7 protein-coding genes are annotated in these 9,267 nt (G+C 63.1%); 5 read left to right on the forward strand and 2 right to left on the reverse strand.

The annotated features are described in order from the left end of the window. Nucleotides 1–25: 25 nt before the first annotated feature. Together AC1DKD_RS16775 and AC1DKD_RS16780 are read right to left on the reverse strand one after the other, a co-directional pair. Nucleotides 26–1,978, reverse strand: coding sequence for a CHAT domain-containing protein (locus AC1DKD_RS16775; protein WP_477143487.1), 1,953 nt, complete (start codon nucleotides 1,976–1,978; stop codon nucleotides 26–28). Between the two features lie 451 nt (nucleotides 1,979–2,429). Further along, entirely contained in the window at nucleotides 2,430–3,779 is a 1,350-nt protein-coding gene (locus AC1DKD_RS16780; protein ID WP_477104189.1) for a hypothetical protein, read from the reverse strand. Nucleotides 3,780–4,152: 373 nt separating this feature from the next. Here AC1DKD_RS16780 and AC1DKD_RS16785 point away from each other — a divergent pair, with 373 nt between their 5' ends. The 5 genes from AC1DKD_RS16785 (at nucleotide 4,153) to AC1DKD_RS16805 (ending at nucleotide 9,120) form a co-directional block, all read left to right on the forward strand. Beyond that, nucleotides 4,153–5,118: a LysR family transcriptional regulator gene (locus tag AC1DKD_RS16785; protein ID WP_477104190.1), complete on the forward strand. Its 966-nt coding sequence runs from the start codon at nucleotides 4,153–4,155 to the stop codon at nucleotides 5,116–5,118. Nucleotides 5,119–5,251: 133 nt separating this feature from the next. After that, entirely contained in the window at nucleotides 5,252–6,220 is a 969-nt protein-coding gene (locus tag AC1DKD_RS16790) for a Bug family tripartite tricarboxylate transporter substrate binding protein (protein ID WP_477104191.1), read from the forward strand. 10 nt (nucleotides 6,221–6,230) lie between these two features. Continuing rightward, nucleotides 6,231–7,454 (forward strand): CaiB/BaiF CoA transferase family protein, encoded by a 1,224-nt coding sequence (locus AC1DKD_RS16795; RefSeq protein ID WP_477104192.1) that lies wholly within the window; start codon nucleotides 6,231–6,233, stop codon nucleotides 7,452–7,454. A 38-nt stretch (nucleotides 7,455–7,492) separates the two neighbouring features. Continuing rightward, nucleotides 7,493–8,275 (forward strand): enoyl-CoA hydratase-related protein, encoded by a 783-nt coding sequence (locus tag AC1DKD_RS16800; RefSeq protein WP_477143488.1) that lies wholly within the window; start codon nucleotides 7,493–7,495, stop codon nucleotides 8,273–8,275. Next, nucleotides 8,272–9,120, forward strand: coding sequence for an enoyl-CoA hydratase-related protein (locus AC1DKD_RS16805; RefSeq protein WP_477104194.1), 849 nt, complete (start codon nucleotides 8,272–8,274; stop codon nucleotides 9,118–9,120). Before AC1DKD_RS16800 ends, AC1DKD_RS16805 begins: the two co-directional genes overlap by 4 nt. Nucleotides 9,121–9,267: the final 147 nt, after the last annotated feature.

The raw sequence follows: 9,267 nt of genomic DNA on the forward strand, positions 1-9,267 counted from the left end.
ACACTAATGTCGGAAGAGGTGGGATTCAATAGCGAAGGGTTGCGGCCGGGTCGCCGTAGTAGGCGTAAAGCAGTCCCAACGGATTCTTCTTTTCGGCATAGAGTTCACGACGGACCACCGTCAACGCGTCGCTCACCGCTTCGCCCTTGCCGAGCTTGTCGATCAGGCGGGTAGCTACCTCGTGGCCGAGCGGAATCCAGACAGAGACTTCCGTGACGACCACGCCCTCGGCGCCGAGCTGGAACAAGGCGTCCTGCAGCTTGACGTGGGGAAGATGGGTCGACGGGCCGGTTTCGCAGGCGTTGAGAATGACGAGCGGCATGCTGGTCAGGTAGGGAACGCGCGATTCGAGATCCTCGGCGGACATGATGTTCAGCAGGTTCTCGAGGGTTTCGCTGGTCACGAGGTCGCCGGTGTTGAATTCCAGTTGCGGGCCACTCGTGAAGTCGGCCGGAGTTTGCGCGCCGGACGAGGCATGCAGGAATGTCAAGATGGCGGAGACTTGCCGGCGATCCCGTGTCAGCGCATCGTTCAGCAGTTTCGGGCCGGAGTCCACCACGAGCGGTTCCTTGAACGTGATCTGCTTCAGTTGCGCTATCTGCTCAATGGCCCGGTGCACGCTGTCGTCCGCGCTTTTGCCGTAGCGCGCAAACACCACCGTGGGGACGATTGGTTGGCCAACTTGTACGCCTCGTCCCGCGCCACCGGTGCTGGTGCGCAGCACGCTCAAGCTGAAGCGCATGCCCCAGAACTTGTTCGGATCGACCGACGGGCCAACCGGATGAAGATACTGCCACGGCAACGAGATCCGATCGGTGATCACTTTCAGGCGCAAGGGCCTGGCCCTAGGTTGATCGGCCGCGGATTCGATCTGGCGAATCGCCGTCCGTAAATCGGATTCTTGCGATTTCGTAAAGAGATTCCGGTACAGTTGTCGTCCGCTTGCCGCGATCGTCTCCGCAACGACCTTCGCTTCGGAATCGTTCAGCTTGAGGGTGGTCTGCGATGCGTCGGACACCGCCGCATTCACGCCCGTGGCACTGAGCCGATCGAGAAACTCCCCTTGCAGGCTGACGGCCGACATCACGCCGTACGAGGTCTTCGTCATGGCGTCCACCATAGTTGCGTCGTCCACGCCTGAGCGAAACTTTCTTCGCGCCCCACTGGCGTCGAGCATGAGACTGCCGATCAATGCCTTCATCTCCGCGCTGACCGGCTCGATCTCGATGCTGACATAGCGTCCGAGTTCCTCGTTCGCGTAGAGAATGAGGTCAGGCTGCCATGCGGAGGACGCCGCGGACGGCTCGACCGCCTTCACCGTCCGCGTCGACACCTCGGAGCCGACGGCCGCCGTTGCCGGCGTGGCGTTTGCCGCATCGACAGCAACATCGATGCTCAGCCGGTCGTGCTCGGTTCCGGTCGTGTCATTGATGATCAGGATCTGCAACGTCGCCGTGTAGGCGCGGCCATCCGCAGATGCCTGAGGGGTGAACGCAAAACTGGCGTCGTTCGATCGGCGCGCGTCGGGCTTGTAAACGATGTGCCTTAGGGAGTTCGCACGCGGCTCGCAGAACGAACAGGCGAGCACCACGCYCAGCGGGACATCGGCCTTGCTTGTGCGAATCTCGGTGGCGACAATTTGTGCCTCAAGGATCGACAATGGATCCTGCGGACCGAGATGGAACCGCAAGGTGGTGGCCTGTCCCGATTTCAAGACCTGGCGCTTCGGGAATGCGCTGCTTTTTGGCAACGCCGGAGACAGGCTGGCGTTATAAACGACGGGGCCATCTGCCCGGGCAGGCGGCGGTGGTGCGGGCACTGCTGTTGCCAAAGCTGCTGTGACTCCCGATTGCGCAATTGCAGTGGATACTTCCGTGTCATAAACACTGGAACACGCAGCCAGCGCCATGGCGAGCCCTATGAGCCAGATGTGTCTGGCGAATGAAAATCCCCGGCGTTGGTTTTTGAATTGAATCATATGTCTTCCTCCCTGGAAGCAAATTTATTCAACCACCGGAAGATGTCAACCCCTCCCCAGGATGGGCAAATATTGCAGTTCCAATTCCCGCGCGCGGATCATTTCATGCTATTGGCAGCTAACGACTGAGGATTCAACCGGTCGATCATCCCGGCGGGCGTGTCGGAAAGCAGTCACTGATCGTTGAAGCTGAGCAGCAGCCAGAGGTATGCGAAATGAGTCGGCAGCTACCCGATTGGATTCGAGGGAAAGTACGATCTCAATGCTCATAGATCTCCCTCACCAATCTCGGGAACGGGCCGTGCGGTGCCTTTTCCCGCTGCGCACGATGGGCCTGCTCAAACCGCCCGCGGGCCGAGCCCCCGCCCCGAGTGCGGCAACGCGACGATGATCCAAAAGGACGGTTGCGGTTTCAGCACGTCGTGCGGGTACGTCGGCGCGTGCGGTAATCTCAGCGCATCAGCAGCGACACGTTCGGCCAGCGCGCAACGGAGGGTTCCAGCGCGGCGTAGAGATCCGGCCGATGCGGCGCGACGACCACGACCAGCTTTCTGTCGCCAAGGTATTCCTTCAGGCGCCTGAGTACTTCGTGCGTGCCGGATGACGAGGCGTGGTCGGTGGTTCCGACGTTGATCGTGAACGGGTCGCAGTCCTGCGGGATATTCATCTGCTCGAAATAGGCGTGCCCGTCCTGGCGTGTGAATAGTTCGGCTGCGTCAACGTGGACGCTGCAATTGCTCGAGGCGATGCCTTCCATGTCCAAGACCCGGATCACGAAGCGGTTGAACGCCTGCGCGTCATCGGAGCTCCTCGGGATGTAGGTCGCCTGGAGACGGGGTTGGTTGTCCACCAGTCCCCGAATCGTCCGGAGGCCGACCTGGTCCGGGATGGTCTCGAACGAGTGGTCGAGAGGATCGAAGGCCTGGCCGTCGTCCTCGACCACCAGTTCGGTCCCGTCCAGCATGATGGCGACCCGCCGCGCCTTGCCCTTGCGCACATGCAGGCAGTTCAGGACGTATTCGCTCAAGACGTTGGCGACCTCGCGGGTGGCGGCCTGGAACTGCGCGCGAAACGCATCATGGTCGAACAGCTTGCGCAGGCGCCTCGATGTCATTTCCTCGGATCCCGCACCGAGGAACAGCTCAAACGGATCCCTCGGCGTGCGTTGGAGCTCATCCGTGTCCACGATGCCGGGGTAGTAGCGCGTGGCGACGGTCGGATGCGCGTCGAGCATGTCGCAGATGTCCTCCCAGCACCAGACCTCCACGAAGTGCCGCCGCTGCCACGACTCGTTGATCCGGTCAACGAGCGCCGAGATCTCGGTGTCCCGTGAGATCGTCGTGGCCACGTAGAGCTTGTCCAACCGCGGCTGGAGCGACTTCGATTTCTCGTAGACTTCGTTCAGCTCGGCGGCCCTCAATTCGCCGCCAAGATGCTCGGTCTTCAACTTGCACTGGATGCCCACGTTGTGCCAGTCGGGGTGGTCCGCTTTCCCCACGATGTCGACGCCGTGCTGTTCCTGGCCGCGCCGCCCGTACTTGCGACCCGACACCAAGGTGCGCTCCGCTTGGGCGAGTCGATAGCACATGTCCTCGAAGTCTTCCCAATGCGCCGGCATGGGCCACTGGATCTTCATGCTCATGGTGGTCATCTCCTCAAGAGAACGCATTGTCGCACCGACGGCCGGGCCGACGGCGAGCCACAGCAGGAGGCGGGCGAAGATGGCGCGTTGCTGTCCGGCCAGCGCCGTCAGCAGGTCTGGCCGTCGACGGTCGCCTACGTCGCCTGCCTCATGATCCACCGCTACGCGATGCTGGGGGGGCTCGACGAGGGCGGCTTGCCAGATTGTTCCCCATCAACAATACCCAAAGCAGCCAGTCGCAGCAGACCGCTCCTGACCGGCAAGCGCCGGCCAAAAGCAAAGGGCGACAGGCGGGATCCGACCCCTTGCCGTCATTCGGATCGCCGCGACGGCAACGGCCGTTCTCAAAGTACAACCGCCATCGCCTCGCTTACCGCGATCAGCAGGTCATCGGCCGAAGCGAACGTACGTCGGACTGCAAAATGTTCGATAGCTGCAGGCAGTCGCGACGCCGGGGATTTTTCGTTCCTTCACCAAAATCCGCGTAGCTCCTTTCCTATAGCTACTATCATGTGGCCATCTCAATGATGGCGTGGAGCCCGAAATTAAAGCAGGCAAAAAAGCTAACCCGACATCCGGTCTGGACCGCCTGGGCAATGTTGACTTCCATACCTTGTACGCGCTTGCCGCCCTGTTGCGAGGGCGCAGCGTATCGCAGGCGGCGGCCCAGATGGAGGTGTCGCAGCCGGCTATGAGTCGAACCCTCGATCGCCTGCGCAACGTCTTTCAGGATGCCCTGCTGGTGCGTGAAGGCAACCATATGCTGCTGACCTCGCACGGCAAGGAATTGCTGCCGATCGTGGAAAAACTGCTGGAAACCACGGCTCAGTTGGCAGGCGCCAATGCGCCCTTCGATGCCGCCACCCACGTGCGACACTTCTCGCTGGCCTGCAATGAGCATATTCAGCTCTCGCTGGCCCCCTCCTTGCTGAGCGCACTGCGGTCCGCCGCCCCCTCCATCACGGCGCAGTTCAGTCCATTGCATCGGAGCGGCGCCGTCGATGCGTTGGCAAGCGGCGAACTCGATCTCTGCATTGGCTCGGCCTGTCCCTCCGCACCCGGGATCCGCACTCGGCTCCTATATTCCGAGGCGTTCGTCTGTGTGATGCGCAAGCCGCGCAATACCGGAGGGAATGTACGGATCAGCCTGAAGGACTTCTGCAACCTGCCCCACCTGGACGTCTCGCCAACCGGCCTTACCCTGCTGGGTGAACTGATCGACCGGACCATCCGCAAGCAAGGTGGCTCGCGCCGGGTGGTGTACACCATTTCCAGCTTCATGGCGGCGCCGCAGATCGTCAGCGAGACCGACATGATTTGCGCCATCCCGGCAAGGACAGCCAGGCGACTGGCCTTGCCAGGCAACGTTGTGGTGGCCGAGCTTGCCTTCGAGGCGCCTGCCACGGATGTCTCGATGTTTTGGCACAACCTCACCCACCGCGACGCGGCCTGCGCTTGGCTGCGCACCGAGATCAGCCACGCACTCCCCGCGCAATAAAGGTTACAAGTCATACCAGTAGTGGTATGGCTGATATATACCCGCCCCAATTGGTGCCGTGTCTGTGGCTGCCTATTCTGCAGCCATGCGAGCCAGACAGAGCTCGCCCTCGATAAGTTAGCGTGGAGACAAGATGAACAGACGCACCTCACTGCGCCTTGCCGGAGCGGTCACATTGCTCTTGCTGGCACTGCCCTTCAGCGCGGGCGCCTACCCTGATAAGCCAATCCGACTGGTAGTATCGTTCCCGCCCGGCAGTGGTGCTGATACCACTGCGCGCTATGTCGCGCAGAAGCTCGGCGAGCGGCTGGGCAAGCCGGTGGTCGTGGAGAACCGGCCCGGTGCCAACAGCTTCATCGCAGCCACGGCCGTGGCCAGCGCCGACGCCGACGGCCACACGATCTTTCTGGCCAGCAATTCACCGATGGCGACCAATGTTGCCATCTTCAAGCGCTTGCCATACAACCCCGTGAAGGACTTCGCACCGGTGGCCCGGTTGACGCGTGGCGTGATGGCGGTGGTGGTGCCAGGCTCTTCGGGTGTGAAAACGATTGGCGATCTGGCAGCACGCAGCCGGGCCCAGCCGGGCACGCTCAACTATGGCGCCGGTGCGGCCTCCTACCAGGTCGCCACCGAACTCTTCCTTCAACTTGCGGGTGGCCGCGCTACGCCGGTGCCTTACAAGGGCGTGGCGCCGGCTTTGTCGGACCTGGCCGGCGGCCAGCTCGACTTTGCCTTTGTCGACCTCGGCGCCGTCGTTCCCTTTCTCCAGTCCGGCAAGGTTCGGATGCTGGCTGTGACCGGCGACCGGCGCTTCGACGCTTTCCCCAAGGTGCCGACGCTGCAGGAGTCGGGCTTCCGGGACTACTACATGGTCAACTGGACCGGCGCATTCGTTCCGGCTCGTACGCCGGCGTCCGTCGTCGACCTGCTAGACAAGCAGTTGCAGGCGATCTACCGCTTGCCCGAAACAGCGATGAAGGTGCGGCAATCCTACGGCGAGCCGTTTGTTGGCGATGCCAACGAACTGAGGCGCTTCCAGCTTGAGGAAATCAGCCGCTGGGAGCAGGCAGCCCGGCAGGCCGGGATGCAGAAACAATGAGAGCCATATCATGACGACGAACCTGACCAAGAGCGTCACCGACCAATTTCTGGCTCGCCAGCTTCCCCTTGCCGGCCTTACCGTACTCGACCTGGGCCAGATCTATCAGGGTCCCTACTGCGGCTTCCTTCTGGCGATGGCCGGCGCCGACGTGATCAAGATCGAACCACCACATGGCGAGCCGGTGCGCGCGCGCCGCGAGTCGCTGTTGCCCCTGGCCATGCTTAATTCCAACAAGCGCGGCATCACGCTCAACTTCAAGACCGAGCAAGGCCGCAGCGTCTTTCGTGACCTGGTGGCCAAGGCAGACGTGGTGCTCGAGAACTTCATGCCGGGCGTGATGGAGCGCCTCGGCCTCGGGGCCGAGGCGCTGCTGGAGATCCAGCCTCGCTTGATCTACGCGTCTGCCTCGGGCTACGGGACCAGTGGGCCGAATCGCGATCATCTTGCCATGGACCTGACCATTCAGGCCATGAGCGGGGCCATGCACGTGACCGGCTATCCCGACAGCCCCCCCCTCAAGGCAGGGCCGGCCATCAGCGATTTCCTGGGCGGTATCCACCTCTATGGGGCCATCGTCTCGGCCTTGTTCGAGCGCGAACGCAGCGGCCGCGGAAGGATTGTCGAGATCGCCATGCAGGACACGATGTATCCTGCTCTCGCCTCAAACCTGACGATGTACTACGAGGACCCGGAACGCAATCCGCGCACCGGAAACCGGCACGGGGCGCTCGCAATGTCGCCCTACAACACCTACTCGGCGAAGGATGGCTACATTGCCATTATCTGCGTCACCGAAGGCCACTGGCCGGGGCTGTGCCAGGCGATGGGGCGCTCTGAGCTGGGCAGGCAGGAACGCTACGCGACGCACGCCTCGCGTTGTGCGGTGATGAGCGAGGTGGACGAACTGGTTGCCTCCTGGGCCTGCAACCTGACGCGCGCCGAGATCATGGCGGCCGGCCAGGCCCATCACTTTCCCTGCGCGCCGGTACGCACGCTCGATGAGGTTGTGCACGACCGTCATATGCACGAGCGCGGCATGCTGAACTATGTGACGCATCCCAAATTGGGCGAGGTGGTCCTGCCCAACAGCCCCTTGCGCTTTCACCAGTCCCCACCGTTGGCACTGAGGCCCAACCCGGACCTCGGCGAGCACAACGAGGCTGTACTGAGCGAGCTTCTCGGACTGTCGCCCGCGGCAATCGACACCCTGCGCCAGCAAGGCGCGTTCTGAAGCAAGAACCAGTCCCCAGCCAAGAGAAAACGCCAGCCATGTCAGATTTCGTCCAGATTTTCCGCGATGACGGCATCGCCGTCATCACGCTGAACCACCCGCATACCCGCAATGCCATTGCAGACGAATCCTGCATCCAGGCCATCGTCACGGCGCTTGCGGAGATCTCCGCCGACCCGGCCCTGCGCGCGGCCGTCCTGACCGGGGCCGGGCCCGCATTCTGCGCCGGCGGCAGCCTGCAGTCGCTGGGCCAGTTCGCCGCGGGCGAGCCGATCGCCAACGAAGAGCGCTACCGCAATGGCATCCAGCGCATCCCGCGAGCCTTCCAGCAACTCGACATACCGGTGATCGCCGCGGTCAACGGCCCCGCCATTGGTGCTGGACTGGACCTGGCCTGCATGTGCGACATCCGCATTGCCTCGACCCGCGCTACCTTTGCAGAGAGCTTCGTCAAGCTTGGCCTGGTGGCGGGTGACGGCGGCGCCTGGCTACYGGCACGCACCCTGCCTCTGGCGCGCGCCTATGAAATGGCGCTCACCGGCAACGCCATCGATGCACAGCAGGCGCTGGAGTGGGGTCTCGTGTCGCGCCTGGCCGAGCCTGAGACATTGACGGACGCTGCGCTGACGCTTGCGCGCGCGATCGCCGCGAACCCGGGGCACGCGGTCAGGATGACGAAGCGCCTGGTGGACGCGTCCCTGCTCAACACGCTCGACTCCGTGCTCAACCTCTCCGCCAGCATGCAGGCGCTGGCGCACACCACCGAGGCGCACCGCCAGGCGCTGCGCTTGATGACTGAACGCGTGGGGAGCAAATCATGAGCGCGGCCAGCCCCAGCATCAACGAGATCATCCTCTGCGAAGTGGCGGACCGGATTGCCGTCATCACCCTAAACAGGCCGGACCAGCTCAACGCCTGGAACCCTGAGATGGAAGCCGGACTGCGCACTGCGCTAGAGCGCTGCCAGGACGATCGCGAGGTCCGGGTGATCGTATTGACCGGGGCCGGAAAGGCCTTCTGCGCCGGCGCCGACCTGTCGGCGGCGCGCGCGCGGCTGGCAGAGTCCGGCCCGCGACACGTCAGTAGTACGGCGGCTCACGCGCCCAACGATGTCGCCGCCAGGGAGGACTTTGGCCAGCGCTACAGCTATCTGCTGTCGATCGGCAAGCCGATCATCTGCGCTCTGAACGGCGCGGCAGCCGGTGTGGGGCTGGTGCTCTCCCTCTATTGCGATATCCGCTACGCTAGCCGCGAAGCGCGCCTGGTACCAGCCTTCGTGCGGCGCGGGCTGCCCGCCGAACACGGCATTGCTTGGATCCTGCCCAGGCTGATTGGTCTGTCTCGTGCGCTCGAATGGCTGATCAGCGGCAGGTCAATGAGCGCACAGGAGGCGGAACAGGCCGGCCTCGTTTCAGCCGTGCTCGAAACCGATGGCTTTCTGCCAGAGGTCCTCGAACGTGCCGCCGCATTGGCTACCCTGTGCTCCCCCAGTGCAATGGCGGCGACCAAGCGGCAGTCTTACCTCGCGCTCGGCCAGACTCTGGGTGAAAGCGTGGCGCTGGCCGAGCGCGAGATCGCGGCTTTATTGCAGGGGAGCGACTTCCGTGAGGGTGTGGCGGCCTTCCTCGGAAAACGCCAGCCTTCGTTTGCGGGACTGGAACGCTGAGCGACCCGCAAGCACGCCGCTAGCGTACGCCCGAACGTCCGATACGAGGAGTAGACCGGACATTGGGATGTCTGGACGCAAGCGTTGGCCGATGTCCGAAATTGGCCGTCAACGGTCCTACGCGGGCGCATTGAACCCCTGTGGCAC

It is taken from the genome of Cupriavidus sp. 05T313 (genome assembly GCF_056396665.1).

What these genes read in the sequence shown, in the direction of transcription:
- AC1DKD_RS16805 (WP_477104194.1), top strand. Translation starts at nt 8,272, where the DNA reads ATGAGCGCGGCCAGCCCCAGCATCAACGAGATCATCCTCTGCGAAGTG.
- AC1DKD_RS16795 (WP_477104192.1), top strand. Translation starts at nt 6,231, where the DNA reads ATGACGACGAACCTGACCAAGAGCGTCACCGACCAATTTCTGGCTCGC.
- AC1DKD_RS16790 (WP_477104191.1), top strand. Translation starts at nt 5,252, where the DNA reads ATGAACAGACGCACCTCACTGCGCCTTGCCGGAGCGGTCACATTGCTC.